The organism is Comamonas sp. 26 (assembly GCF_002754475.1).
GTDB lineage: Bacteria > Pseudomonadota > Gammaproteobacteria > Burkholderiales > Burkholderiaceae_C > Comamonas.
This window is the reverse complement of record NZ_PEFL01000001.1, coordinates 1935925-1962315: the sequence shown is the minus strand read 5'-3', so window position 1 is coordinate 1962315 and position 26391 is coordinate 1935925. Positions and strand designations below refer to the sequence as shown.

Annotated in this window: 19 protein-coding genes, 2 pseudogenes and 1 riboswitch; of the genes and pseudogenes, 7 read left to right on the top strand and 14 right to left on the bottom strand. The window is 52.8% G+C overall.

All coding sequences use genetic code 11. The annotated features are described in order from the left end of the window. Window positions 1-118: 118 nt before the first annotated feature. Window positions 119-538, bottom strand: a complete 420-nt coding sequence (cadR, locus tag CLU84_RS09070; RefSeq protein WP_003079129.1) for a Cd(II)/Pb(II)-responsive transcriptional regulator — start codon at window positions 536-538, stop codon at window positions 119-121. Between the two features lie 186 nt (window positions 539-724). On the opposite strand from cadR, the gene CLU84_RS09065 reads away from it, so the two are divergent. From CLU84_RS09065 to CLU84_RS09050, 4 genes are all read left to right on the top strand, one after another. Then, window positions 725-3652: a heavy metal translocating P-type ATPase gene (locus CLU84_RS09065; RefSeq protein WP_003055175.1), complete on the top strand. Its 2928-nt coding sequence runs from the start codon at window positions 725-727 to the stop codon at window positions 3650-3652. Continuing rightward, window positions 3642-4148 carry a signal peptidase II gene (gene lspA / locus CLU84_RS09060; RefSeq protein ID WP_003055173.1) on the top strand — a complete coding sequence of 169 codons (507 nt, stop codon included), beginning with the start codon at window positions 3642-3644 and terminating at the stop codon, window positions 4146-4148. The genes CLU84_RS09065 and lspA overlap by 11 nt, the downstream gene beginning before the upstream one ends. A gap of 87 nt (window positions 4149-4235) precedes the next feature. Further along, the gene (locus CLU84_RS09055; RefSeq protein ID WP_003055168.1) at window positions 4236-5039 is read left to right on the top strand and encodes an undecaprenyl-diphosphate phosphatase; all 804 of its coding nucleotides are present in this window, start codon (window positions 4236-4238) and stop codon (window positions 5037-5039) included. Window positions 5040-5269: 230 nt separating this feature from the next. Then, on the top strand, window positions 5270-7219 hold the full coding sequence (locus CLU84_RS09050; RefSeq protein WP_099736891.1) for a cytochrome c/FTR1 family iron permease: 1950 nt from the start codon (window positions 5270-5272) through the stop codon (window positions 7217-7219). 349 nt (window positions 7220-7568) lie between these two features. On the opposite strand, the gene CLU84_RS22375 is transcribed toward CLU84_RS09050, so the two are convergent. The 7 genes and pseudogenes from CLU84_RS22375 to CLU84_RS09015 all read right to left on the bottom strand — a co-directional run bounded on the left by CLU84_RS22375 (window position 7569) and on the right by CLU84_RS09015 (window position 16321). After that, window positions 7569-7634: a hypothetical protein gene (locus CLU84_RS22375; RefSeq protein ID WP_224651146.1), complete on the bottom strand. Its 66-nt coding sequence runs from the start codon at window positions 7632-7634 to the stop codon at window positions 7569-7571. Between the two features lie 32 nt (window positions 7635-7666). Beyond that, window positions 7667-7960, bottom strand: a pseudogene (locus CLU84_RS22370) (IS3 family transposase); the annotation flags it as partial. Window positions 7961-8102: 142 nt separating this feature from the next. Next, a complete protein-coding gene (locus tag CLU84_RS09035) occupies window positions 8103-9686 on the bottom strand; it encodes a phosphoethanolamine transferase (RefSeq protein WP_232096770.1) in 1584 nt (527 codons plus the stop codon). A gap of 251 nt (window positions 9687-9937) precedes the next feature. Further along, entirely contained in the window at window positions 9938-10285 is a 348-nt protein-coding gene (locus CLU84_RS09030) for a DUF4148 domain-containing protein (RefSeq protein ID WP_003079124.1), read from the bottom strand. Window positions 10286-10485: 200 nt separating this feature from the next. After that, window positions 10486-13659 (bottom strand): efflux RND transporter permease subunit, encoded by a 3174-nt coding sequence (locus tag CLU84_RS09025; protein ID WP_003055034.1) that lies wholly within the window; start codon window positions 13657-13659, stop codon window positions 10486-10488. A 13-nt stretch (window positions 13660-13672) separates the two neighbouring features. Then, a pseudogene (locus tag CLU84_RS09020) lies at window positions 13673-15021 on the bottom strand (efflux RND transporter periplasmic adaptor subunit). 22 nt (window positions 15022-15043) lie between these two features. Continuing rightward, window positions 15044-16321, bottom strand: coding sequence for a TolC family protein (locus CLU84_RS09015; RefSeq protein ID WP_099736890.1), 1278 nt, complete (start codon window positions 16319-16321; stop codon window positions 15044-15046). 175 nt (window positions 16322-16496) lie between these two features. On the opposite strand from CLU84_RS09015, the gene CLU84_RS09010 reads away from it, so the two are divergent. Then, on the top strand, window positions 16497-17189 hold the full coding sequence (locus tag CLU84_RS09010; RefSeq protein ID WP_099736889.1) for a heavy metal response regulator transcription factor: 693 nt from the start codon (window positions 16497-16499) through the stop codon (window positions 17187-17189). Further along, window positions 17186-18580 (top strand): heavy metal sensor histidine kinase, encoded by a 1395-nt coding sequence (locus CLU84_RS09005; protein WP_099736888.1) that lies wholly within the window; start codon window positions 17186-17188, stop codon window positions 18578-18580. The genes CLU84_RS09010 and CLU84_RS09005 overlap by 4 nt, the downstream gene beginning before the upstream one ends. A 200-nt stretch (window positions 18581-18780) precedes the next feature. Here the strand turns inward: CLU84_RS09005 and CLU84_RS09000 are convergent, their stop codons facing one another. After that, window positions 18781-20301, bottom strand: coding sequence for an IS3 family transposase (locus CLU84_RS09000; RefSeq protein ID WP_003055028.1), 1521 nt, complete (start codon window positions 20299-20301; stop codon window positions 18781-18783). A gap of 216 nt (window positions 20302-20517) precedes the next feature. Continuing rightward, window positions 20518-20680, top strand: a riboswitch (yybP-ykoY riboswitch). Between the two features lie 20 nt (window positions 20681-20700). Here CLU84_RS09000 and mntP point away from each other — a divergent pair. Continuing rightward, a complete protein-coding gene (mntP, locus tag CLU84_RS08995) occupies window positions 20701-21270 on the top strand; it encodes a manganese efflux pump MntP (protein WP_034400608.1) in 570 nt (189 codons plus the stop codon). Between the two features lie 699 nt (window positions 21271-21969). Here mntP and CLU84_RS08990 read toward each other — a convergent pair. From CLU84_RS08990 to CLU84_RS08970, 5 genes are all read right to left on the bottom strand, one after another. Further along, on the bottom strand, window positions 21970-22383 hold the full coding sequence (locus tag CLU84_RS08990) for a diacylglycerol kinase (RefSeq protein ID WP_099737953.1): 414 nt from the start codon (window positions 22381-22383) through the stop codon (window positions 21970-21972). After that, complete coding sequence (locus tag CLU84_RS08985; RefSeq protein ID WP_233209984.1) at window positions 22350-23090, bottom strand: phosphatase PAP2 family protein; 741 nt, start codon at window positions 23088-23090, stop codon at window positions 22350-22352. Before CLU84_RS08985 ends, CLU84_RS08990 begins: the two co-directional genes overlap by 34 nt. A gap of 133 nt (window positions 23091-23223) precedes the next feature. Beyond that, on the bottom strand, window positions 23224-23607 hold the full coding sequence (flgB, locus tag CLU84_RS08980) for a flagellar basal body rod protein FlgB (protein ID WP_003069800.1): 384 nt from the start codon (window positions 23605-23607) through the stop codon (window positions 23224-23226). A gap of 182 nt (window positions 23608-23789) precedes the next feature. After that, the gene (locus CLU84_RS22655; protein WP_080554244.1) at window positions 23790-24062 is read right to left on the bottom strand and encodes a zinc ribbon domain-containing protein; all 273 of its coding nucleotides are present in this window, start codon (window positions 24060-24062) and stop codon (window positions 23790-23792) included. A 49-nt stretch (window positions 24063-24111) separates the two neighbouring features. Beyond that, entirely contained in the window at window positions 24112-26343 is a 2232-nt protein-coding gene (locus CLU84_RS08970) for a cation-translocating P-type ATPase (protein ID WP_087083411.1), read from the bottom strand. Between the last annotated feature and the right edge of the window lie 48 nt (window positions 26344-26391).

Genomic DNA, 26391 nt, shown 5'->3' with positions numbered 1-26391 from the left:
GTACCAGTGCAAGTATGCGCAATACACTGAAAGTCCATCATCGATGCAGACGCCGCGTGTAAATCAAATCTCTTTCGAGTCAAACTCTTGGGTTCGCTGAGTAGACGGCCGATATTTTTCATAACATCGTTGGCACCGGACTTTGCAACGCCGACGACAGGCCATCAAGTATTCCACACAGCTCGACGACCTGCCCGGAACAGCATTGCGCTCTAAGAGCGATCAACTGTCCCTCGAGAGCCTTCAGCTCCTCAATGCGTTTGACTAACTGCAGGATATGTTTGTCCAGAAGCTCATTGACCTCGCCGCAAGGTTCACGCTGCCTATCTTTCAATTGAAGTAAAGACCGGATATCGTCCAGCCCAATATCCAACGAGCGGCAATTTCGCACAAACGCTAGTCGCTGGACGTGCGATTCGTCATATCGCCTGTAGTTGCCTGCCGTGCGCGCTGCAGGTGGCAGCAATCCCTCCTGCTCGTAGAAACGAATTGTTGGGATCTGCACCCCTGTCGCGCTGGCCAATTCACCGATCTTCACTCTGTATTCCCTGGCACTAGTTGCGGGTTTCCCTTGACTCTCAATCTGCTTTAGGGTTTTTAATGATGCGCTAGATAGGCTCCGAAGTCAAGTGACGGCGTGATGATCAATCAGAGTGCGCTGTCGCATCTGATGCCGTTACTACGTGCAGCGAACCAGCGATCAGGAATTCAAGGACAACTGACTATGAACAATGCAATGACGCAAGCAACTTGCGGCTCAACATGTGGGTGCGCTACAGGAATCACGAAAGCGACAGTTGCGCCGCTCGTGACGGGTTTTTTCATAGGCAATATGGACTGCCCTAGTGAGGAAGCCCAGATCCGCAAGCGGCTAGCGCAAATTGATGGCATCCAAGATGTAGTTTTTGACTTGCCCGCTCATTACGTGGAAGTAGTGCATGAGCCTGCCGGCCAAAATGCAATCCTGCGTGCACTTCACGACATTGGCATGCAGGCGGTCGTGCAGCCCAGGTCTTCGCAGCTTGTCTATCTCATCCAGCAAATGGATTGCCCCAGCGAAGAACGCCAGTTGCGCGCAACGCTGGAGCCTTTGGAAGGGGTACAGAAGTTGGACTTCGACCTGAAGGCCCACACGTTGACGGTATCCCATACGCTCACCGATACCACTCCGATTGCCCAGGCCATCGTGAATCTGGGTATGCAGCCGGTAGAAAAGACGGCGGGTAGCATGCCAATCGCTGTCGAAGCCCTCCCCCCTCGCATGGTGGCGTCTTCAATCCGGACACCAGTGCCAGGCAACGGTACACGCTTCCTTATTCCGAATATGGATTGCCCCACCGAAGAGGCAACAATCCGTAAGCGCCTGGGTGCAATCAACGGTATTGAGCGACTGGATTTCAACCTGATGGGGCGACGGCTGGATGTGCTGCATCATTTGCCGGACCCTGCGCCGATCCTCAAGGCGCTGAACGATGTCGGCATGAAGGCCAGCATCGAGCGCAGCGGCGACACCGCGCCGCAGGGCCAAGCCATCTACCTCATCGAAAAAATGGACTGTCCAACCGAGGAGGGGCTGTTGCGCAAGGCGCTCGAAGGTATGCCAGGGGTGAAAGCACTGAATTTCAATCTTATGGGTCGTACGCTTACCGTGAGCCACGATCTTGCCGATCTGGCTCCGGTGACGACCGCGATTGAGCGACTCGGCATGGCTCCAGTGCTCCAAAGCACCTCTGACCCAGAGCCATCTGCGCCCCGTGATTTCGGCACCAGCATCTCGCGCGGGCAATGGATTCGGATGGCGGTCTCCGGCGTACTAGCGCTCGGCGCAGAGGCCATGGTCTTTGCGGGGGCATCCGAGGCCTCCTGGCCCATCATTCTTGCGTGCCTCGTGGCCATCAGCTTGGGTGGGGTCGAGACCCTCAAAAAGGGCTGGATTGCGCTGAAGACGCGCTCGCTGAACATGAACCTGTTGATGACGGTCGCCGTCATCGGTGCGGCCCTGATTGGGCAGTGGCCTGAGGCAGCGGTGGTGATCTGGCTCTTCGGTATCGCTGAGATGATTGAGGCCTTGAGCCTGGATCGGGCCCGCAATGCCATCCGCAAGCTGATGGATCTGGCGCCGGAGAACGCATTGGTACGCCAGCCGGACGGGCAATGGCATGAAGTCAAGGCGGATTCCGTGCCACTCGGCAGCATTGTACGGGTGCGTCCGGGCGAACGCATCGCATTGGATGGTGAAGTCGTCGCGGGCCAATCATCGGTAAACCAGGCGCCGATCACCGGTGAGAGCATGCCCGTGGAGAAAACCGCCGGTGCCACGGTCTTCGCCGGTACCATCAACGAGCGCGGCACGCTGGAGTTCCGCGTTACCTCTCGAAAGGGTGAAACCACTCTCGACCGTATTGCACGATCGGTGCAGGAAGCGCAGGGGCAACGCGCACCGACGCAGCGCTTCGTGGACAAGTTCGCCAGCATCTATACACCGGCGGTCTTCGCGGTTGCTCTCGCCGTTGCGGTCATTCCTCCGTTCGCTTTCGGGCAGCCCTGGTTCGAATGGGTCTACAAAGCGCTGGTGATGCTGGTCATTGCCTGCCCCTGCGCATTGGTGATCTCCACGCCGGTTACCGTGGTCAGCGGCCTGGCAGCGGCCGCACGCCGGGGCATCCTTGTCAAGGGCGGTCTTTACCTCGAACAAGGGCGACACCTGAAATCGGTGGCTTTGGACAAGACGGGGACCCTGACCCATGGTCGCCCTTCTCTGACCGATGTCGTACCGTTGCGTGGCCAGCCGAGGGAAGAAGTTCTGCGGATTGCTGCGAGCATCGATGCGCTGTCGGAGCATCCTGTGGCCACTGCCATCGTGGCCAGCTACAACCAACCGCATGCTCAGGTGGGCAAGTTCGAAGCGATCCCTGGACGAGGCGTCAAAGGCAACGTCGATGGAGATGTCTATTACGTCGGCAACCACCGGCTGATCAAAGAGCTGGGACTTTCAACACTCGAGATCGAGACTCAGCTCGATGCGTTGGAGAACGAGGCCAAGACCGTTGTGCTCCTCGCAACTGACCAGCAAGTACTCGCCCTGCTGGCCGTGGCCGACACGGTGCGCGACACCAGCCGGCAAGCAATCGCCGAACTCAAGTCGCTGGGGATCGAGCCAGTCATGTTGACTGGCGATAATTCGAAAACCGCGCAAGCTGTGGCTGCGCAGGTGGGCATCACTGACGCCAAGGGCGAACTACTTCCGCAGGACAAACTGTTGGCAATCGAAGGGCTACTGGCACGCGGGCCAGTTGGTATGGTTGGGGATGGCGTTAACGATGCGCCAGCGTTGGCCAAGTCGAGCATAGGCTTTGCGATGGGCGCTGCTGGTACCGATACAGCGATCGAAACGGCTGACGTCGCCTTGATGCAAGACAACCTCCGCAAGCTTCCTGAGTTCATCCGGCTATCGCAACGCGTTGCAGGCATCTTGACGGCCAATATCGTGTTTGCGCTTGGGACAAAGGCGGTGTTCATGGCCTTGGCTTTTACTGGACATGCAAGTCTGTGGCTGGCGATTCTGGCCGACATGGGGGCTAGCCTGGCCGTCGTTTTCAATGGGATGCGCTTGCTGCGGTCGTCTGAGGAAATCAAGCCACATGGCCATTAAGAGGACTAATTTGTGGGTGTACCTGCTGGCCGTGACTGTGCTTGCCGCCGACATAGCGACCAAGGCGGCCATCGTCGCGTGGATTCCCTTGTATGACTCTCATGAAATCACGCCATGGTTCAGCATCGGGCATTGGCTGAATCCAGGTGCGGCCTTCAGTTTCTTGGCGCAGGCGGGTGGGTGGCAACGCGGCTTTTTTGTTGCTATTGGGTTCGCTGCTTCTGCCCTTTTCACCTGGCTCATTGCCTCCGAGAAGACTCCAGCACCTGAGGCTGTGGGCTACGCGGCAATTCTCGGAGGCGGGCTCGGCAATGTTCTTGATCGCGTGCGGCATGGGGCCGTGGTGGACTGGCTCGATTTCCATTGGGGTGATTGGCACTGGCCGGCGTTCAATGCAGCCGACATTGGCATCACCCTGGGAGCGGGGGTTCTGCTGATCGCTGCTTTTCGCGGCCATGAACGAAACGGCGCAGATTCCCATACGCCAGCAAGATGATCCATCTTTTCATTGACACATGCGGAGCCGTGAACATGGCTTCGGAGAAACTGATGTCCCACTCGACTCTACCAATGCCGCCTGCAAATGCACGCTGAACTTGTTCTCAAGACGCTAATGATGGGCGTCGTCGAAGGCATCACGGAATTCTTGCCAGTCTCCTCGACAGGGCACTTGATCCTGGCGGGCAATGCGCTCTCATTCCTTGCGAAAGAGAAACGCGACGTCTTTGAAGTGTTCATCCAGTTCGGCGCGATGCTCGCGGTCATCTGGGAATATAGGGCTCGTCTGGCAAACGTTGTTGTCTCAGCGCGTGCCGATCAGGGCGCTCGCCGGTTCTTAGTGAACCTCGCCATTGCATTCATGCCTGCGGCAGTGCTCGGATTGCTGATTGGATCTCATGTGCAGAGGCTGCTATTTAGCCCAGGGCCAGTGGCCGTCGCACTCGTAATCGGTGGTATCGCGATTCTGTGGGCCGAGCGGCGGCCCGTGCATGTAAAGGCCGAGCGTGCCGAAGAGATCAGCCGAATCGACGCATTGAAGATTGGTTTCGTGCAGTGCCTTGCACTTTGGCCGGGTACTTCGCGCTCAGGCGCGACGATTATCGGCGGGCTATGGTTCGGGGCTTCACGCCAGGCGGCGACGGAGTTTTCGTTTTTCCTTGGCATTCCAGTCTTGGGGGCCGCCTCCGGATACAACCTCTTCAAGCACTGGAACGCATTGTCGAGCGACGACATCGGCGTTTTTGTAATGGGTCTCCTTGCCTCTTTCGTATTTGCGCTGCTTGCCATACGCCTTCTGATGCGCTATCTGACCGGACATGGATTTGGAGTTTTCGCGTGGTATCGCATTGCACTGGGAACACTAATCTTGGCAGTGCTCGTCACGTAATCGTTCAGCAACCATGACGAAGATGAATATGTTGCCTCTTATAGGCATTCAGCACAGTTGGCTGTGACTCGATCGATAAATGCAACCTAAATTATGCGGCGTTGTTGGTTGAGCCATTTTTTGCCTACAACAAGCAAACCTCCTTTTTAGAAACTTATGCCGAACGGCCTTGAGCAACGCCCAGTGGGCCATATCCTGAATAAAATGAGAATCAATAACACTTCCATATCATGAAAATGCTTTCTCTTTACGCCAGAAGATTCCTGGCAATAGCCGCATTGTTTGTGCTCTGGTCGGTTTCTCCCGCCTGGGCTGCCGACCCTGCTGCCAGCGATCAGGCTAAGCAAACCTGGCAGTTGCTGGACTACCTGGCGGTTGACTACGGTGGCGCAGTAAGCAACGGCCAGATTCAAAGTGCGAGTGAATACGAAGAAATGAAGGAATTCGCGGCAACCGCTGTGCTGCAGCTAGCCGCATTGCCGAGCACTGCGGTGCTGCCCGAGTTGCAGCGGCAGGCCAAAGTGCTAGTAGACCTCATTGCCGCAAAGGCGGATGCCAAAGCAGTGGCCGACAGCGCCAATTCGCTGGCAGCGGCGTTGGTCAAAGCCTATCCGTTTCCGCTATCTCCTACTCAGCCACCGGATCTCGCACGCGCTAAGGTGCTGTTTGAAGCCAAGTGCGCGTCATGCCACGGGGCAACTGGTGCTGGCGACGGCCCACTCAGCACCAAGCTAGACCCGCCCCCGATCGCCTTCACCGATCATGATCGTGCCCGTTCGCGAAGTGTGCTCGCGCTGTACCAGGTCATTTCTCAAGGCGTGACCGGCACATCGATGCAGGGCTTCGGCACGCTCGCTGACGAGGATCGTTGGGCGCTGGCCTTCTTCACAGGAACACTGTCGCATGACGATGCCATGCGTGCTCGCGGCGAACAATCCTGGGTTCGAGACACCGCCGCCAAGACTGTCTTTCCCGATCTAGCTGCTGCAGCGACCTTGACCGAAGCCGCTCTATCCGAACTGATAGCACCAGACGCAGCTCGCGACCTCACCGCATATGTTCGTAGCCACCCAGAAGTCACCGCTGTTGCGAGCGGCTCTGGCGGACTAACCCTGGCCCGCTCACTCCTTCAGAAGAGCCTTGCCGCGGCGCGCGCGGGCGACCGGGCCAGCGCAACACGACTGGGCCTGTCGGCTTACTTGGATGGTTTTGAGCCGCTTGAGCCTGCATTGCGCGCACGCAACCAGGCACTTCTCACAGAAGTCGAAAACGCCATGCTGGCCTATCGCGGTGCGCTCGCCGGCGGGAGGTTGGAACAAGCCGATGCCACAGCACAGAAGCTGGACGATCTGTTTGCCCAGGTGGACGCCGAACTCGGCGCTAATAAGGCAGACCCACTAACCACCTTCATTGCCTCCCTAACCATCCTGCTACGCGAAGGGGTTGAAGCGCTGTTGATCGTCGTGGGAATGCTGGCTTTCCTGAAGAAGGCAGAACGACGCGATGTGCTGGGCTATGTGCATGGCGGTTGGGTGACCGCACTGGCTTGCGGTGGTCTAACCTGGGCGGTGGCCACCTACTTCATGAGCATCAGCGGCGCAAGCCGTGAGGTGACCGAGGGGGTTTCATCACTGTTCGCGGCCGTTGTGCTGCTGAGCGTAGGGCTCTGGATGCACCAGAAAAGCGCAGCGGGCAAGTGGCAGGCCTACCTAAAGGACAAACTTTCGGCAGCCATGACGCGGCGTTCAGCGTGGGCATTGTTCGCCTTGTCGTTCATCGCCGTCTACCGCGAGGTGTTTGAGACCGTGTTGTTTTACTCTGCACTGACCAGTGACGGCAACAACAGTGCCTTGCTAGGCGGATTGGTATGCGGAGTGGCCATCCTGGCCGTCATTGCATGGCTTATGCTGCGGAGCAGTGCGCGCATGCCGATTGGTAAGTTCTTCAGCCTCAGTTCGATCCTGGTTGCGGTGCTCGCGGTAGTGCTCGCTGGCAAGGGGGTTGCTGGCCTCCAGGAGGCTGGCTGGTTGAGCGCGAGCCCGATCCATTGGCCGCGCATTGAAGTGCTTGGCATCTATCCGTCAGCGGAAACCGCGATTGCGCAAGCTTTGGTGCTTGCCATTGCCTTAGCGGGCTTTGCCATGAACGCCGTGAAGGCTCGGAACCCCCGAATCGTTTGAGATTAATAGGCCCCCTTGGTAGGGTGCTCCGACTATGCTCCGAGCACCCTGACTCTCAAAGATCTTCAGGCACCGGCAAAAACATGATCCATAGGGGAGTTTCAAACAGCAATAGCCTGAAGCACACACCTGTGCTGCCACTAATGGATGCCTGCTTTAGGCCAATCTTCGGCTGTTGGCAGAAAGTAAACGAAAGCCCACGATGACTTGCGAGTTTGGAGCTCTGCTAGTACGGTCTGCTGCCTAAACGAATGTCTTGAACAAAGAGCCTGCCGTGGACGGCAGGCTCTTTTCTATCAGCGACTTGGTTTCAGCTCCGTCACCATGCCTTGCCATTGATCACCTCTGCTTAGGACTTCACCTTATCTCCAACCTTTAGCATCTTCTTTTCGGATGCCGCGAAGCCCATGGTCATGGTCGGCTTAGCCTGGTTCGGAATATCGCCGTGACGCAAGACGACAAGGTTCCTCGACCCGTGTAACCTAAAACCCTTATCGTGGCAGCAATACAGTGATAGTGGACGAGGTAATGAGCAACCGCTGCCTGTCTTTGCTGCAGCGAATATTTCGGTGCTCTTGGCGCTTGGCTTACTGACAAATCCTGATACTTCAGGAAGTGCTGATACCAGCCTTTCAATGCGTTCTTGATTGGGTATCCCAACTGGCGAATTGTGGCCCTGATACGCAAGCCAAGCTTGAAGTAACGTTCAACTGCACGAATCCTGTCTTCGTATGAGAATATGAACTAAATCCTGGTAGTCCTAGCATTTGTTCGCATCCCCCTTCGGGCTACGCCCCTGTTTGCCACTGATAGCGACAAACCATGCTATGCCTTTATCCAACCAGATAGTCAGAAACCCATTTGCTCAACATCGCTTCAAAAATCAATACTTCCTGCATTTTTTAAAAATATCAAGATCAGGATTGTAGATCTCAGACTTTACATTCATCATTCCCAAAACCGAATGGAAATAATTATCATGACTTATCTTGGCATCAACGTCTAATAGAGCAGCACATCCATTTTCGTCGAATTTCTCGCGCTTAAATGATTCAGAGAACCAAGCGATCCAAGGAATCCGTTTCTGAGCATCGGGTGCCAAACTATAAGGTAGGCCATGGAGGTATATATTATTTTCTCCTAAAGACTCGCCATGATCTGAGACATACATCATTGCAGTTGGTCGATCTGGATATGTTTCCTTAATCCAATCAATTGCATTCGAAATGAAATAATCAGTCTCTCTTATGCTATTGTCATATGCATTAACTACTTGGTCTCGACTGCAGGTTTGCAGAGCTGAAGAGTCACACTCTGGGAAGTAGGCTTTTCTATCTGATGAAGAGCGCTTGTAATAGGCTGGACCATGGCTTCCCATTTGGTGAACTAGAATAACGGTTCCTTTAGCTTTGCCAGGTTTTGGCAAGTCTTCAATTTTCTTTTGGAGATTGTTCAACACTGCTGCATCAAAACAGCCATCATCTCTGCAATTGATATTACCTTCGATAATCTCTTGATTACTAGCAGGTATTCTCGCACATACCCCCTTACACCCTGATTGATTGTCAACCCAAAGGACATCCAATCCTGCCCTTTTTAGAACATCTAATAAATTTTCGTAATTTTCGCTTCGATCAAAAAATTCCTCTCTTGATAAATGAGAAAACATGCACGGCAATGACTCTGCGGTGCTCGTTCCACAAGCCCAGGCATTTTTAAATGACAAAATGTCTTTTCGACTTGATAGCAAAGGTGTGGTATCTCTTAAATAGCCATTCAACCCCAAATGATCTGAACGAGCGGTTTCTCCGACTACAAGAAATACTATAGGGTCTATAGTCCCTTCAATGTATGCTCCTTCTCCTATTTTTACCAAATCTTTAGATTTCCTCTTCTGGGAATCGTCAATTTTCTTGAAAACCGCATATAGTCCGTTGTATGGATTAATCAAATAGCGAATCTCCTTATGGTTCCTCATGGTTGAGGAGAACGCCTGAAAAGAAACAATTAGGCTTACCACTGCTATTGAAATCCCCAGGAGAGCAAGCATCAAACGTTGCAATATCAGTTTGCCAAAAGTAGATTTTGAGAAATTTCTGCGCCATATAAACCACAATGGAGGCAACGACAGCAGCAAGATCACGAAAATCATCTGCAAGTTAATCAGATCCGAGGCTTCATTGAAGTCTGTTTGAAGCACATTAGTTATCATATTGGAATCAATAACAATCCCGTATGCTTGCATGAAATAGGCACCTGAAGCCGCACCGACTACAAAGATGCTGGCAATTGGCCTTAAAAGCCACCCCCATCCCAAAACAGAAATCGAAAAAATATTCACACCAATCAATATAAAAACAAAAGATATTATTAAACTTATATTCGATTCTTCACCTAGTTTAGATATCTTCAGCCAAAGATAATAATTAGAAAAAATAGCAATCCATATACTAACTCCAATGATCATGCGTGTTGATTGCATGCCACTAGAGCGCAGGAATTCACTTATTTTATTTAAAGTCTTCATTTTACGAAAAGAATTTAATCAAGAACTATTCAGCTTCTCAATGAAACTATTTTTGAATTTATATAAACCCACAATCCTAGAGATAAAATCTGATCTGCACGATGACATTCCGATTACATTTTTGTCATTTTTTGAGCGAAAAAAAACGTGGATCGTGTTACCACGAATCCACGCCAAGAAAATATTACTGATTACCCAGCTATAGCTTGGTTACGAGCATCTCGCTGCGAAGGGGTTTCTTTAATCAGTTCGTCGATAACTTGCTGACGTGTCTTTTCGGGCTCCGTACCTTTCGCCTCAGCTGGGTAGTTTCCGCTGCGCAGTCGATTGTCCCCGCCCTCTCGTACGGCATTCGCTGCTTCTTCACGAACTTGGTCACGGGTTCGAGAGCTCTTGAAATGCTCGGGGTATACTTTTACACCAGCCTCATTATTTGTGGGGTGCCAGTACGTATCTGCGACTGCGACGCCAGGCATTGCCATAACGGTTGCCATTGCGGCTGCGGCGGTGAGAGATGCAAAAATTTTACGGTGAGCCATTTAATACTCCTTAAGTGAATTGATTTTCTTCTCCATCTAAGAAAGTCGTCTATTCAGAGAAGATGGCTTAAGTGTAGAAAATACCCACCGACAGATTGCCAACAGGAATGTGACAATGTTGTCATATTAAGTATTGTTACAAGAAAAAAGCCATGGCCTTAGAGGCCATGGCTTTTATGAGGTGAATTGAACTACTTGTATCAGGCTGGCTTTTCCTCAGTAGACGCCAACACCTGCTCATCCTCCGTCTCGGAGAGATCCTTGCGGTGTATCAAGCTATAAAGCAATGGCAACACGAGAAGGGTCAGCAAAGTCGACGACAAGATCCCGCCGATCACCACTGTGGCCAAGGGGCGCTGAACTTCCGCGCCTGTGCCCGTTGCGATGGCCATCGGAACAAAGCCTAGCGATGCAACCAACGCGGTCATCAGAACTGGCCGCAGTCGGGTCAAAGCACCTTCAGTGACTGCTTCATATAGGCGCTTTCCTTCTTCGCGCAGCGATCGGATGTAGGCAATCATCACCAAGCCATTGAGCACTGCCACGCCTGACAGCGCGATAAACCCGATCGCTGCCGAGATGGATAAAGGAATACCGCGCATCCAGAGCGCCAAGATGCCACCTGTCAGCGCAAACGGAATGCCCGTGAACACGATGAGACCATCACGAACATTGCCGAACATTGCAAACAGCAAGACAAAGACCATCAGCAATGCTGCCGGCACAACAATCGTCAAGCGTTTTCTAGCCGACTCGAGGTTCTCGAAGGTTCCGCCCCATCGGGTCCAGTAGCCGGCAGGCAGTTGCAGCGATTCGAGGCGTTGTTGTGCTTCTGTGACGAAAGATCCAATATCACGTCCGCGCACGTTGGCACTCACCACGATGCGGCGCTTACCATCCTCTCGGCTCACCTGGTTAGGGCCTGGTGCGATATCAAAACTAGCCACGGCCGAAAGCGGAACAAAACCAAGTCGGCCATCCGTACCGCGTGGAAGCGCGATAGGTAGGCGTCCTATCGCTTCCATGTCATTGCGCACTTCGTCCGGCAAGCGAACCTGAATGTCGAATCGCTTGTCGCCTTCGAAAACTGTGCCGGCTTCACGACCGCCCAGTGCCGTACTGATGGTGTCTTGCACGTCACCCATGTTCAAACCATAGCGCGAGGCCTTCTCACGGTCGATTTTCACGGTGAGCATTGGCAAGCCTGTGGTCTGTTCGACCTTGACTTCAGAGGCTCCAGAAATTTGCTGCAACATGCCTGCGACAGCTTGTGCGTTCTTCTCCAGCACGGTCATGTCGTCGCCAAAAATCTTTACAGCGACATCACTACGCACACCCGATATCAACTCATTGAAGCGCAGCTGAATGGGTTGAGAGAACTCGAAATTGTTGCCTGGAACTCGATCTGCGGCGGCCTGAATTGCTGCCAGCAAATCGTCTCGTGTACGTGCCGGATCCGGCCATTCGGACTGCGGCTTAAGCATGATGTAGCCGTCCGAAATGTTCGGAGGCATCGGGTCAGAGGCAATCTCCGCGGTACCTGTACGAGCAAATACCCTGTCGATCTCAGGAAACTCTTTCTTCAAGGTTTTCTCGATCTGCATTTGCATCTCAAGGGACTGGGTCAGGCTGGTTCCTGGAATCCGCAGAGCCTGAATGGCGAAATCGCCCTCGTTGAGGTTTGGTGCAAATTCACTACCAAGACGCGTTGCCAGCAGCAGGCTTAGCACCACCGCCACACCAGCTGCAGTCAGAACAACTGCAGGAGCTCTCATGACGCGATGAAGGGCTGGTGCATAAACGCGACGTGCCCAAACCATGAGGCGATTTTCCTTCTCCGCAACCTTGTTACCCATGAAAAGAGCAATCGCCGCAGGAATGAAGGTAATGGACAGCAACATTGCGCCAGCAAGCGCGATCACCACAGTCAGCGCCATGGGATGGAACATCTTGCCCTCTACACCCGTGAGCGCAAAGATTGGCAAATAGACAACCATGATGATCAATTGTCCAAACAACAAAGGCCGACGCGCTTCCTTGGCTGCAGCAAATACTTCGTGGAAGCGTTCACTGCGCGTCAAAGAGCGTCCGCGTGCTTCTTGCGCGTGGGCAAGACGACGCACGCAGTTCTCTACAATGACCACCGCGCCATCAATGATGATGCCGAAGTCAAGAGCGCCCAAACTCATCAGGTTGGCACTGACTTTGTATTGCACCATGCCAGTGAAGGTGAACAGCATGGACAACGGAATGATCAGCGCTGTAATCAGGGCCGCGCGGAGGTTGCCCAGGAAAAGGAAGAGGATGACAACAACTAAAGCCGCACCTTCCACCAAATTCTTCTTGACCGTTGCGATGGCTTTATCGACGAGGTTTGTGCGATCGTAGACCGTGATCGCTTTCACGCCTTCAGGAAGACTGCGGTTAATCTGCTCCATACGTGCAGCCACAGCCTGCGAGACCACACGGCTGTTCTCCCCGATCAGCATGAAGACCGTGCCAAGCACGACCTCTCGGCCGTTATCCGTGGCAGCGCCGGTGCGAAGCTCACGACCCAAGCCAACCTCTGCCAAATCACGAATACGTATGGGCTGGCCTTGAGCCGAACCCACGATCACTTCTCGAATGTCAGCAATGCCAGAGACTTGACCCGGGGCACGGATCAAATATTGTTCACCTTGACGCTCAATGTATCCAGCTCCCACATTGGTATTGTTGCGTTCCAACGCAGCAACCAGGTCAGCAAGAGTGAAACCATAGGACGCCAGCTGTTCTGGGCGTGGCGAAACCAGATACTCTTTCGCGAACCCGCCAATAGAGTTGATTTCAGTGACACCAGGCACATTACGCAGTTGCGGTTTGATCACCCAGTCCTGTATCTCGCGCAGATCCATAGGTGTGTAAGGCGTTCCATCTGCCTTCTTTGCACCGTCCTCGGCCTCAACGGTCCAAAGATAGATCTCACCCAAACCTGTAGAGATAGGTCCCAGCGTGGGAGTGACACCAGCGGGAAGATTGTCACGGGCCTGTTGGATGCGTTCGTTGACTAACTGGCGAGCAAAGTAGATGTCAGTGCCATCTTTAAACACTACTGTCACTTGCGACAGGCCGTAGCGCGACAGCGAGCGAGTCTGTTCCAGATTGGGCAGGCCGGCCATCACCGTTTCAATTGGGTAAGTGACTCGCTGCTCAGTCTCAAGCGGTGAGTAGCCGCTGGCCTGCGTATTGATCTGTACCTGAACATTGGTAATGTCAGGTACAGCATCAATAGCGAGGCGTTGATAGTTGTATACGCCAAGAGCCGCTAGGGCCAGAACGGCAACCATGACCAGCCAGCGCTGCTCAATGGCAAATCGGATAATTCGTTCGAACATTTGCAGCCCTTGCTTAGTGTGCGTGCTCGGCTGTAGCCTTGCCCAGTTCGGCCTTAAGCATGAAGCTGCCTTCAGTCACATAGGACTGGCCGGACTTCAGCCCTTCAAGAATTTCTGTTGTCTGGGGATCTGAGCGACCAACGCGTACAGGTTGAGCTCGGAAACCCCCTTGACGGGCACAAACACAACACTGTTTTGGCCGTCCAGACGCTGGATAGCACTGGAAGCTACCGCCACTGGCACTTGTTGCGAAGAGGCCGTCAACTCCACATTAACGAATAGACCTGGGCGCCACGCACCTTCAGGATTCTCTAGAGTGATTCGAGCAGGAGCGGTACGTGTTTCCTGGCCAATCAGAGCACCCACGTAAGCAACCACCCCAGTCGCAGACGACGAGAATGCTGTCGCTTTGACAGTTGCTTTTTCCCCTACCTTCACGGCGGGCAAGTCAGATGCTGCAACCCTCATTTCAGCCCAAACGGAGCGCAAGTCTGAGATTGTGAAAACTTGGGTAGTGTCCTGAACAGCTTCACCGACGGCGAGATGCTTCTCGACGATCACTCCGTCAAAAGGAGCCCTTAATTCAAATCGGTTTAGTGCACCGCCACCGCCTCCGGCGCCGTTGGCTGCCAATTTCTGTTGAGCATTTGAAACGGCAATTTCTGCCTCGCGCAGTGTCTGCCGAGCCTGCAAGTAATCCTGTTCAGCCGATACCTTCTCCTCCCACAGCTTTTGCTCTCTGGCATAGCTTGTACGCGCCAGTGCTAAGCGTTGGCTAGCGGCTTGAAGTTCACTTCGTTGCTCAGAAACAGCCGCACTGCTCAACACAGCTAGCAACTGCCCCTTCTTTACAACCTGCCCGAGATTGGCGGGTACCGAGTCGACGACGCCAGGGACTCGAGGGACAACGTGAGCCGTTTTGTCTTCGTTGAAGCGTATTTCCCCCGGAAGTTGCAGTACTGAGCGAACAGTTGCAGCGCCGACCTCTGCGGTTCGAATGCCTGCAGCCTGCATACGCTGCGAATCCATTTGGATTAGACCTTCATCGTCATCATGAGCACCTTCGGCGCTTTTCTTCTCTGCAGACTTGGCTCCGTCCTTTTGCTCTTTTTCATCATGGTGCTCACCATCTGCGTGTCCTTTTTCATCTTTGTGATCACCGCTTTGCTTCTCGCCGTGATGTTCTGTGTCTGCGTGGCTAGCGGCTTCTGAGTGCCCCTGACCTCCGGCACCTTTAGCACTGCTGCTGTCTGGACCACTGCGAAGAATTAGTGCAGCAGAAAGAGCGCCAACTACTAGGATTGCAGCAATTGCAATCTGAGTACGCCGAGTCCCAAATGGAGATGGTTTTGTATCGTTCATGTTGATGATCTGTGCAAAAAACTTACTCGTCTGTTGTGCCCAACAAGCGTTCGATATCGGCCGAAGCACGATGTGTGGCCATTAACTGGTCCAGGTATTGACTACGTACATCAAACAAAGAGCGTTGCGCGTCAAGTACGTCCAGATAGCCGAATTTCCCTAGCGCAAATCCTTTGCTTGCCGCCTCATAGGCGACTTGTGCAGTCGGCAGCACGCGTTCAGACAGTTGGATAGCTTGTTTACGACTTGCCTCTAGCGTCTCTCGCGCCGCATAAAGTTGAGACTGAAGTTCCAACCGGGTAGCTAGCAAGCGCTCTTCAGCTTGGTCAGCCAGGCGGAGGGCTTGCAACTGATTTCCTCGATTGGTATCGAGCACAGGCAAAGGAATGGAGACGCCGACTACGAGTTGATTGCCGGTCTCTTGAGCGCGCTTCATACCTAGACTCACCGTTGGGTCAGGAATTCGCTTTGCGCGCTCCAGATCTGCGGTCGCCCGGCTCTGTTCAACAGTGAAGCGAGCTTGCTGAATGGAAGGCGACTGCTCCAAGCGGCTTTGAAGAACCCCAATTTCCGGAACAGTAGGCAACGCGTCAAGTTTGCCTTGCGCATCACCAAATACAGGGCCTCCCTCTCCTATAAGGGCCTGTAATTGTTGACGAGCCACTCGTTTTGCGGCCTGAGCTTGGGCTTGCTCCAGCTCTGCACTGGACTCAGCGACACTGGCCCGGTTGGCCTCTAGGGGCGCTGCCTTGCCCGCTGCTACACGCTTCGATGCAGCCTCACGCGCGCTTCGAGCGATGTCAAGCGTTTGTCCCGCGAGGACTTCACGCTGCTGTGCGACTAACAACCCGAAGAATGCGAGTCGGACATCTGCGACAAGATTAGCTTTGGCGGCATCCAGCTCCGCCTCAGCCACATCTCGGCCACGTGCTGCAGCACGCATGCGCGCATCGCGCTTGCCACCGATTTCCAGCATTTGGGTCCATTGAACCGTCGTGGTACGTTTATCTCTGCTCGTATCTTCTTGTGAATACGAGAGCGCAGGGTTAGGCCTCGCCTTACTTTGCAGAACGGCTCCATCGCTTGCCTCAAGACCGCGCTGGGCAGCTCGTAAACGAGGGTGTTGGTCGATAGCGCGTGCTACTGCAGTGTCCAGAGTCAGTGGTGCCAGAGACGCCTTATTCGCAGGATTGTCCTGCGCTATGCCTGCCACGCCAGTTAAAGCCAAGCTGGTGAACAACAACGCATGACGCAACGCACTAGCTGCTCGGCCAGCGCGATGAGACGACGAAGAAATCATTGTTAAAACTCCTACCCGTGCAATCCGAAGTCTGCCGGGCGTTACATTGCCCAAGTGAGGAATAGAAAGCGGATGGGCGCTGCCACTCTAATGAAGTGCTCCCCTCACCATCCTGACAGCCGGATTACAAATTTGTCATTTTCAAAATGCGTGCGCCTATCTCAGAATAGTCAGCATGAAAATCCTTGTTGTAGAAGATGAGATCAAGCTCGCCGATTACCTAAAAAAGGGTCTGGCGGAGGAAGGCTTCACTGTGGATGTAGCCCATAACGGTATTGACGGTCTGCACCTGGCCAGTGAAATGGACTATGACCTGATCGTGCTTGACGGCATGCTTCCGGGTATCGATGGCCTAGCCGTGCTAGCTGCGCTGAGGCAAACGAAGCAAACACCTGTACTGATGTTGACTGCCCGTGGCCAAGTGGAGGATCGCGTCAAGGGACTGCAGTGTGGCGCCGATGACTATCTCGTGAAGCCATTTGCGTTTTCTGAACTGGTCGCACGCCTGCATGTTCTATTGCGGCGCAGGGGCCCCAGCTTGGCCCAAGCCGCCCCAGAAGCGACAACTCTGCGCTTATCTGACTTAGAGTTAGACCTGATTCGTCGTAGGGCTACGCGGGCGGGACAAAGAATCGAGCTCACGGCCAAAGAGTTCAATTTGCTAAGCCTTCTATTACGCCGTCAAGGGGAAGTGCTTTCACGAACAGAGTTGGCATCCCAGGTCTGGGACATGAGTTTCGACAGTGAAACCAACGTGGTAGAGGTCGCTGTCCGACGCCTGCGACTTAAGCTTGATCAGCCTTTTGAGCAACATCTCCTCCACACCGTCCGTGGCATGGGCTATGTGCTCGAATCTCGCACAACATGAGCAAGACCGCTGCACCACATTTAGCTCGACGTTTAGCCCGCGCCTTAGCACTGCAAACCATTGTTGGCCTCGGTTTTGTATGCATTGCTGTCTATTTCGTGATCTCCGTCACGCTGTCGGAACGCCAACAAGACACGCTAGATCACAAAAAAACAGCCATCGAACACCTGCTGAGTGAGAGCCGAGGTGTGCACTCCCCGGAAGCCTTGAATCACATGCTCAATGACTTTCTCACGGGGCATGACGAACTCTCCCTACGCTTAGTTCCAACTACTGGCAAAAGTGCATTTGAACTTTTGCGCCAACCTGAAGATGACGACCGGGTTGCAGTTCGCAAATTTTCAGTGGAAGTTCCGACAGTTAACGACGGCCTGCAGCCAATGCAAGCGGTCCTGTTGCTAGACCGTAGACCAGATGACCGACTGCTTAATCGTCTGGCCTGGACCCTGGGCATTGCCGCCGTGGCGGGTGCATTGCTGGTCTCATTCGCGAGCACATGGCTTGTTCGTATAGGGCTCAAGCCTTTACGCCTACTGGTGGATCAAACGCGAAGCCTCTCTGCGCAAGACTTACATCGCCGTTTAGATGATAGCCATCAACCTCAAGAATTAAGACCATTGATCGCACAGTTCAATGCATTGCTTGACCGACTGGCCATCGCCTATCAACAAATGGAGGCGTTCAATGCTGATGTGGCGCACGAGCTAAACACACCGTTGACCACCTTGATCAGTAGTTGTGAGTTAGCGCTTCGTAAACCGCGTAGTGCCGTTGAACTACAGGATATCTTGGCCTCAAACCTAGAAGATCTTCAGCGCATGGCGGGAATCGTGGCAGACATGCTGTTTCTGTCACAAGCAGATCGCGGTACTGAAGCGCGGCGATCCGCCAAAGTGAGTCTTGCAGAACTTGCCTCAGAAGTAGCCGAATTCCATGAGGCAGTGCTTCAAGAAGCGCACCTTCAAGTTCAAATCGATGGAGATGCAAGTGTTGCTGTGGATGCACGTTTGGTTCGTCGTGCACTATCCAATCTTTTAGGCAACGCTTCACGCTATGCAGAACCCGGATCGACGATCACTATCGAGATTTCCCAAAGCGTAGTGGAGACTTCAGATGGCAATCGTGAGAACGTCGGTATCGCGGTGATCAACCGAGGAGCGGAGATTGATCCTATCCATTTGCCACGCCTGTTTGATCGGTTCTATCGTGCCGATGCGTCCCGCGCACATGCGAATCTCAATCACGGCTTAGGATTAGCCATCGTTGCAGCTATTGCACGGATGCACGGCGGTACCACCTTTGCAACATCCTCAAGTGGGATCACAAAAATTGGGATTTCATTACCTGCCTCACCTAAGGCAACGCCACACATCTTTGAATCTCAGTCGTGAGATTCCAATTTGGATCGACCTGAGTTTCAAAGCTAGTTCAGAGCCTCCTCGTTCCATCAGGAGTCCTTATGAGCTGTCAACGTTACCTCGAAGAACTCGGGAATGAAGCAGCCAGGCAAATCCTGGAGCACGACTGTTGATTTCCACCCAGCAGTGACCCACTAGCCCCCGGCGGGGATGCGGCATAAATCTTGGACGGGTTATGCAGCGATCCCGAGGGCCCTGCGGTACTCGACAGGGCTTCGTGCCCCCAACGAGATCTTGATCCGTTGCTCGTTGTACCAACGGATGTATGCGTCCAGAACTTGTGTGAACTGCTCAATGCTCGTGTTTTGCCAGTCGCGGGCATAGAACAGTTCGTTTTTGAGCCGCCCGAAGAAACCTTCACAGGCCGCATTGTCCGGTGAGTAGCCCTTGCGTGACATCGAACGCACTAACTTGGCATCAGCGATGCGTGACAACCATCCTGGCCAGCGATAGTGAGCACCACGGTCGGAGTGAACCATAGGTTGCACTTCGCTGTCATTGAGCTTGGCGATCGCGGCATCCAGCATCGTGTTGACCAGTTCAGCGTCGGGGCGTGTTCCGATAGACCAGCTCACCACCATTCCATCGAAGCAATCGATCATGGGCGAGAGGTAGACTTTGCCGGCGGGCAGTTGGAACTCCGAGATGTCGGTCAGCCACTTCTGGTTAGGCGCAGTGGCATTGAAGTTACGGTTCAGCAAGTTCTCAGGGGCCGGGCTGATCTCTCCCAAGTAGGAACCGTAGCGGCGTCGTTTGGGTACAGCAGCTACTAGCCCTTCCTGCTTCATCAGGCGCCGGACCACCTTCTCCGAGATCCACACACATTGCCTGACCAGTGAGGCCTGGATGCGACGGTAGCCATAGCAGCTATGGTTGCGCTCGAAGATGTCGGTGATCGTTCGGCGCACCGAGACATACTTCTCGCCAGCGTTGAGCCGAGCTCGATGGTAAAAGTACGAGCTGCGAGCCAGGACTAGCGAGGCAAGCAACTCGGCAAGCGAGTACGCATGGCGCAGGGCATCAACCAGGAGTGTCTTCTCCCGATTGCTCAGGAGATGAAGGATGATGCCCTGTTCCTTTTTTAGGAGCTCATTCGCCTTCTTCAATAACTCCTGCTCCAACTGCAACCGTCTCACTTCACGGCGTAGCGTCTGGAGTTGCTGCTCCAACTGGGACAGCTCCGAACCCGTTGAAGAATCATTGAAGCGCTTCATCGATGCGAGAGCCTCTGGCCCCAATAGTTCATTGCGCCAGTTGTACAGCGTCTCTCGACACACACCAACGTTGTCAGCGATGGCTTGAGCGCTTCCTTGACGCATGCACAGCGCAAGCACCGCAGCGTGCTTTTGCTCGTTTGAAGATGCTCCCAGCACGCGTGGCCGAGCTCGGGGATTGAGCTCCTGAACCCAAGCGTGAAGAGAGGCCCGCCTGGGATAGCCAAGAGCCTTGATGGTGAAAGCCGCGCAGCGCCCGTGCATCAGATAGTGTTCGACGGCCCGTGCCTTTTGCTCAGTGGTGAACTTCGGCGGGCGAACAACCGCGGTCTTCAAGTCCCGGTCCTGCTCGTACTCGCGGCACCACCCCTTGAGCGAATTCTTGGTGGGATAACCCAACTGCTGAATGGTTGCCGCGACTCGTTTGCCTAGCTGGATGTAGAGCGTCACCGCGCGGATTCGATCTTCGTATGAATACATGAACTACCTCTCAGTAGTCCAAAATTTCATCCGCATCCCCGGCGGGTCAGTTTTGAGTGGAAATCAACAGGGGAGTGCATGGACAGCCCTAATGGCGGTATCGACGCAGCTTTCTTGCTAGAGGCCAGCGCTTTGAAAATGCGAGCCATTTCTAAAGCCCAGAACTCAAAAAAGGCCATATTCCTCAAGCATTTTGATCGCTTGTAAACTTTAGTACCCCTTGGGGAGTAGCCTGCTTCCACCCTGGAAGCGCATGCGTCAACATACTCGGCATTCAATTTGCTGTGGCGTATGCATCCGTTCTTCGGTTGGCGAGACCATCGGCATTTCATCGCGACGAGCTCGGGCCGCGGTGAGATGCCGTTGTGCTCATGCCCGACCGTTAAGAATGAATTCCCCATGAATGCCGCTTCTATCTTGCTCCTGGCCTTTGCCATGTCCACCGATGCCTTTGCCGCAGCCGTCGGCAAAGGTTCTGCGCTACTCAAACCGCGCTGGTCTGAAGCATTGAGGACTGGTGCCATCTTCGGTGTCATCGAAGCCATCACGCCCTTGGTAGGCTGGGCGCTGGGCTATGCGGCTTCAGATTACGTCAAGGCCTGGGACCACTGGATCGCCTTTGTGCTGCTTCTGGTGCTAGGTGGAAGAATGTTGATCGGGGCAATCAAAGTGCCTGATGGTGAAGAGCCCAGCAAACCTGCACGACATGGCTTCTGGCTATTTGTTGCAACTGGATTTGCAACAAGCATTGATGCCATGGCCGTGGGCGTAGGACTTGCTTTTCTGGGCGTAAGCATCGTCACCGTTGCTCTCGCTATCGGCTTCGCAACATTCGCAATGGTGACGTTGGGCGTGATGGTCGGGCGTGTACTGGGGAATATTGCTGGGCGCTGGGCCGAAGCCATCGGCGGTGTCCTGCTGATCAGTATTGGCTCGATCATTTTGTACGAACATTTAGTCGCTATCTAATTCAATTGATCGAGATTTAGATGCCGGCTTCGGTTCGAGTGGGGTCGGCCACTCAGTACAGTCAGAGTAGGCAGTGAGCTAGGGCAGGAGCGGTCCACTTTTGCCCTTGCCAGTAGTATCTTCCTTGCCTACAACTGGCTCCGCTTCTGTTTGGAGCAGAGCAAATTCAGCACAGATATGAAGGCTCGGACCCTTTGTGGCACAGAGGAGTACAGCGCACAAGTAGAAAGGTTCGGTAAAGCCGCTTCGGCCAGCGTGAACGGCACCAAGCCTACACCGGCGATCATCTACTGAGCCCACAGGTGCGATCACGCCAAGCCCAAGTGTCTCGGGCGCGGCACATGCTTCAAACACTCAAGGGGGCCTCTGGTCAGTCAGTTCAAAACCACCGGGAGGAGCGATACATATGGCTAAGCTCATCGCAAGCATTGCAAACTTTGCATCGAATTAAAGCTCTGCTGCTCAGTGCAGGATCACCTTCATCGGTCTTTCCGTCACGGGCAACACAATGCCACGGCCAAAAGCAGCCGGCCTCACCGCGCGCAGAAATCCGTGAAATCTTCGCGAGGCATGAGCGGACATATTGGATGCTTTTTCCGACGAACAAGAGTTGGCATCACCCTGTAAGCGTGAAGATGCATGTTAAGCGATGCATGAGGTGCATCCCTGTGATTCGTTCCTGCTCTTATGGCGAAATAATTAAATAATATTTTTAAAAATTAGAGAAGACCAAATTATCAGACAAAAAATAATTGTCATTAATACGGAGGCACTACCCAAATCTTTGGCTTTCCCGGAAAGTTCGTGATATTGAAGTCCTACTCTATCTATTGCGGACTCTATCGCAGAATTAATTACCTCAACTATCATCAAAAACCAGATACAAGAGATCAGGAGCAATTTTTCCATCATAGATCTCCCAATCAATTGAGCCAATGGAAGCGAAATCACAAATAATATTACCGCAAGGCGGAATGCAGGCTCTAGCCACGCATCCTTTATGCCTGACCATGAGTATTTTGATGCATGCCAGATTCTAGAAAGTCCTTTCCTATTTTTTTTGAATATTATTAAAAATACTAGCTTCCGAGTTGTTTTCCATTTTTCACGCAATATTTCTTGATGCAAAACAATATAAATAAAATAGTAGCCAGCAGCCAACAAATGAGAATTGTGGCAATGTCATGAGAAATAAAATGGGCTCCTCTCAATTGTTGAGATATACCGAATATCAATCCAGCCATGATACCGAAAAATAATCCTATCCATCGATACTTAGGGATGATCATCTTAAAGAAGAAATATAGACTAACCCAGGCATAGCCAGCGCTCGCATGACCTGCCGGAAAGCATTTTCCGCTCCCCATCTCTTGAGGCCTGTGCTCGAAAAGACCGATAAAGGGGCGATCGCCACCAAATTGATTTAAATTCCACGGGCAATCCATATTTGTCAACACTTTAAGAAGACTCACTAAAATTACACTGACCAAACTGGATAAAATTAAGTAAAGCAGTGGAGATCGCCATTTTTTCCGCTGCTCATTTCTGGAGGTAAGTACAAATATATACAGTGCAATGATCACAACGATTGCTATGGTGCTCAGATGCTTTCCACCCTTATGAAGCAATTTGTTTGTAACCCAATGATCATTCAAAGACCATTCATAACCCTGCAGGGCATATATTTTCGTGGCAAAAAAATTATCCCCCCCCAGGTACATGAAATAATAAAAAATTAGCGCCAGGAAAGTAATCGGAATCAGTAAGTGATTTACAAAGAATTCTCTATTTATATTATTTGGCATCTTCCAGCTTGTCACTTTTTGAAAATATTCATTATTTCAACCAACGAAATAGTTGGCAACTACTTTGTCGCGAATTTTATTCTTCTACTACCAGAATTAAAAAAAGAGCGCAAATAAATGCGCTCTATGAATGACCAACTAAATAAAATTAAACTAATTTCGACAGCATTTGCCCCATCTCTACATATTCATCGACAGCTTGATTCATAGCGAATTGTGTACGAATAGCATTAGCTGTAAATGATGCCCTCTCTTGATCGAGATCAACCGTATTTCTATCCATTGCATTCTGAGAGACAGGGCGAAATGCAATCTGAGGATCAATTGATGTTGGAGCAATGTTCCCAAGGTGGGACTTATTCGTAGACTGCACTGTCAGCATTTGCCTTTGCGTCTCTTCAAGCGCAGCCTTGAAGTCTATATCTTTCGCTTGGTATCCAGGAGTGTCAGCATTCGCAATATTGCTTGCTAATACTTCCATCCTCTTAACTCTAAGATATAGAGCGGCATCCTCGAATCTAAGAGAATCCATAGGATTTTTCTAGTAAATTTCGAAGCTTCAATGGTAGCGAAGTTGTCCTCTCAGCAAGATTACATTTTTGACACTATTCAGCCATTTACATGGTCTGAAGATTACATTTCTGACACCTTCTTGTAATCTAAGATCTCAGGAGAACAGAGATCACCCAGCCGATCATCTGCTCTCCCTAAGTTCTAAGCAGACTTTCCGCAGTTTGAGCAAAAACGCGATCCAAGCGCCATCTGCACGCCGCATGCGTTGCAGGCCTGGGGGGCTAGGCCGCTTCCGCACTGTTGACAGAACCGTGCTTGGGGAGAGCTTTGAGTTCGGCAGTTAGGACAAATGATCCCACCGGACACTCCTGGATCGTTGTAGGAGGCGGGTGTCCGTTTTTGATGATGACCATTCCCATGATGATCGCCACCAGATCGGTGATGGCCTCCGAGTAGGCGTTCAAAAAAGCTCATAACTATCCTCACAATTCAAGCTAGTGCACACGAAAACTCTCTGTCGAATTCAGGACTTGGGCACTTTTCCAAGCAGCCTTAGCCCATTGACTACAACTAGGAGACTTGCCCCCATATCTGCGAATACCGCCATCCACATGGATGCATTCCCGAACACTGCCAAGACTAGAAATACGGCCTTGATGCCAAGAGCAAGAGTGATGTTTTGCCAAAGGATCGCATGGGTGGATCGAGACAGCTTCACTGTCTCAGCAATCCTTCGCAAGTCATCATTCATCACGACGACGTCGGCTGCTTCCATAGCGGTATCTGTACCGGCGGCACCCATGGCAACCCCGACGTCTGCTTGGGCCAGCGCTGGGGCATCATTGATACCGTCGCCCGTCATTGCTGTGAGTCCATATTGGCCCTGGAGCGTTTTGATGGCAGCTAGCTTGTCCTCCGGCAACAAGTTTCCTCGTGCTTGCTCGATACCAGCTTCACTGGCTACTGAAGAGGCGGTGGCTTGGTTATCTCCAGTCAGCATGACTGGGGTGATACCAAGCGCTTTCAATTCAGATATAGCTTCACGAGAGGAGCCCTTAATCGTGTCGGCAACTGCAAACAGTGCGATGACTCGTTCCGGGTCGGCAAGCAATGTGACAGTACGGCCGGATTCTTCATGCCGCTTGAGCGTGGCTTCAAGCTCTGAGGAGCATTGGCCACGTTCCTCAATCAAGCGATGATTCCCTAGTACATAGACTGTTCCACTCAGTTCGGCCTGCACACCTCGTCCAGCAAGTGCCGTGAAGTTCTGAATGTCTGCGTTGTTAGGCTTCAGGCCCGCTGCGATGGCGCGCGACACAGGATGATCTGAGTGGCCAGCGAGAGCTGCTGCCACCGACTCCGCGGTATCAAGGCTGCTCGCGGCATCAACCAGCGACCAGTCCACAAGGCGCGGCTTGCCCTCAGTAATTGTTCCGGTCTTGTCCAGCGCGATTGCCTTAAGCTTGCGCGCCTCTTCCAGATAGATACCGCCTTTGATCAAAATACCACGGCGGGCTGCTGCCGCTAAGCCGCTCACAATCGTCACTGGTGTGGAAATGACGAGTGCGCAGGGGCAAGCAATAACTAGCAGAACCAGTGCCTTATAGACGGCCTGCATCCACGTCCAGCCAAGTAGCCAGGGGCCTACCAATGCTACGACGACGGCGATAACGAAAATTGCAGGTGTGTAAATTGCAGCAAATCGATCAACGAACCCCTGAGTAGGTGCTCGAGTCGCTTGTGCTTGCTCAACGGCATGAATAATCCTCGCCAACGTCGAGTTGGAGGCCAATGCAGTAACTTCAAACTCAAAAGTTCCAGACTCGTTGATGGTGCCCGCAAACACCGGGTCACCCACCGCCTTGTCAACGGGGATACTTTCACCAGTTACGGGGGCCTGGTTGATGCTCGTTTGTCCTGCCTGAACGACTCCATCCATAGGAACGCGCTCACCTGGCTTGACTCGCAGCGTCGAGCCCACTGCGATTTGTGCAACTGCGACGGTTAGCCAACTACCGTCACTTTGGCGAACCGATGCTTGGTCCGGAGCCATCGCAAGCAACCCCTGAATGGCATTGCGGGCCCGATCGACTGCCCTCGCCTCGATTGCCTCGGCGATGGCATACAACGCCATCACCATCGCCGCTTCAGGCCATTGACCGATGACAAACGCACCAGTCACAGCAACAGTCATCAATGCATTGATGTTCAGCTTGCCACGACGCAGTGCTCCAAACCCTTTTTTATAGACGTCAAAGCCCGCAAGCCAAATCGCAATCGCGGCGACTGCAAAGCCGGCGACTTTCCAAGCCATGGTTTCTGGCGCGAAGTAGCCGACACCTTCCGCAGCGATAGCAAGAGCAAGCGCCGCGACCAACTTTGGAGTTGTGCCACGCACAAGCTCATTGTCGTGGCTGTCGCCGGCCGCATGGCTTGAGTCCGCAGTGTTCGATGAGATCAGCTTTGGCTCAAAGCCAGCTTCAGTGATTGCCAACAATGCGGCAGCAAGGGCATCAGTGTCCGCATCAATTTTGAGAGTTCTCTGCGAGAGCTGGAATCTGAGTCCCCGGATACCTGCAATTGGTTCAAGTGCACGACGTATCTCAGCTTCCTCGCCAGCGCAATCCATCGTTGGAATGCGGTACGTTAGCCCTCGATCCAACGGAGTTGCCTCCACGCTCGGGATGGTGTGTGAGCTACAGCAATCCGTGGTGGCGGTACTAAGCATGTTGTCATCAATGTTTGGGGGCTTCATACTCGATCTCCTGTTGACCATGTGGCAATTAAAAACCTTTTAGTTAGT